Source organism: Bacillus sp. AFS023182 (genome assembly GCF_002560575.1).
Lineage (GTDB): Bacteria > Bacillota > Bacilli > Bacillales > Bacillaceae_G > Bacillus_A > Bacillus_A arachidis.
In genome coordinates this window covers 1-1716 of sequence record NZ_NTRO01000141.1, presented here as the reverse complement: position 1 = coordinate 1716, position 1716 = coordinate 1, and the positions used below count along the sequence as shown (strand labels likewise).

1 protein-coding gene is annotated in these 1716 nt (G+C 34.7%); it reads right to left on the bottom strand.

The features are described 5' to 3' along the window. Positions 1-409: 409 nt before the first annotated feature. Complete coding sequence (locus tag CN288_RS27665; protein WP_026593436.1) at positions 410-1369, bottom strand: alpha/beta hydrolase; 960 nt, start codon at positions 1367-1369, stop codon at positions 410-412. Between the last annotated feature and the right edge of the window lie 347 nt (positions 1370-1716).

Here is a 1716-nt window from a genome sequence, read left to right as displayed (position 1 = left end):
CGACTCGTATAATATTACACGCTTATCACTATAAAAGCAACTCTTTTTTTAATGTTTTTTAACTCCTCTACTATATATAAAATCCCCTTTATAACTTCCTTGCCTCCACTTGCATTTTAAGGTGGCATATTATTCACCAAAAGCGGCAAAAAACTTGAATAAAGTGTACACCTCTAACTATAGACATAATATATCCGGCACAACCTAATCTCAAATTATTAGATTATGAAAGATATCTTTATTCATAAACAATAAAAAGTCACCTATATAAACCTCCCCTCCATACACTACATTCATATTTCACCTTACTATGTTAATCCCTTCTAATTATCCTATCAATATATGTAATCTATACATAAATAAAGAATCTTTCACTATTAGGAGTGAAAGATTCTTTATGAACCTACAGCTACGCAGCAATATACCTTTCGACAAATCCCCATACAGTATTCCAATATTTCTCTGAATCTATCTTTTCAGCTTCTCCGTGACCTGCACCTGGCACAATTAATTTCTCTTTTTCTACCTTTGCAGCATTATACACTTCATCTAACATTTCAAAAGGAACAAATGTATCAGCATCTCCATGAATGAATAACATCGGGGTTTTACTTTTTGCAACTTGCTTGACCGCCGATCCTTCATTCAAGTCATAACCAGCACGGAGTTTTGTAATTGTATTCGCCGCATTCATAACAGGGAATTTTGGTAAATGGAATAAATCCTTTAATTGGTACGTAAATTCATCTATTACAGACGAATAACCACAATCTTCTATAATAACTTTAACATTAGAAGGTAAATCTTCTCCAGAAGTCATCATAACAGTCGCACCTCCCATCGAAATACCGAACAGAGCTATTTCTGCTTGTGGATCTTCTTTTAATATACGCTCAATCCACAGCATAATATCCTTACGATCATGCCACCCCATACCAATATAGTCACCTTGACTATTTCCATGACCACGAAGATCAGGCGCTACCACACTATAACCTTTTTCATAAAAATGACGAATATATTTTGTCATTTCCGAGGCTCTCCCACTATAGCCGTGAACCACGATTGACCATTTATGACTAGATTCCTGATTACGATATTCATAGCCATTTAGTTTTAAATCATCAAAAGAGCGTGCAATTATCGTATTCGGTTGATGTTTTGATAAAAATTCAGCATTTTTCACTTCATCAGTGGCTACTACGTTAACCGATGTAGTTACGGTTTTCTTTAAATGAGGGTTTCCCTCTAAAAATTCTTTTTCTTGTTTCGCATTTAACGCATAGTTATAAAAGTAGTTTCCAACTAACATATACGCAATAACTAGAAGGAGTAAAACTACTATTGTAACAATACTTATTTTCTTCATTCTATAAACCCTTTCTCTACTATGTATATTCAAAAATACCTTATATTACATTATACAAATTCTAAATATAGCACCCTCATGTTGCATCAAGATTTTTACTAATCTAAAATAGTAAGCCTCCGAAAAAGTTTATCCCACGTTAACGGGTGGTAATACTCCCACCTCAAAATTCAGCGAAATCATTGTCCAGTTCCAGTGGCTAGAATGTTCGGTGGGAGATAAACTGCCCGTAAAAACCCGATTGGTGAGGGCCAATAATCAGTTGGGGAGGAAGAACCCCCCACTGATTAAAGTTTCACTTTATTAAAGACCTTCAATAAGCTATATACACAAAAAAGACGAGTCAT

What these genes read in the sequence shown, in the direction of transcription:
- CN288_RS27665 (WP_026593436.1), bottom strand. Translation starts at nt 1,369, where the DNA reads ATGAAGAAAATAAGTATTGTTACAATAGTAGTTTTACTCCTTCTAGTT.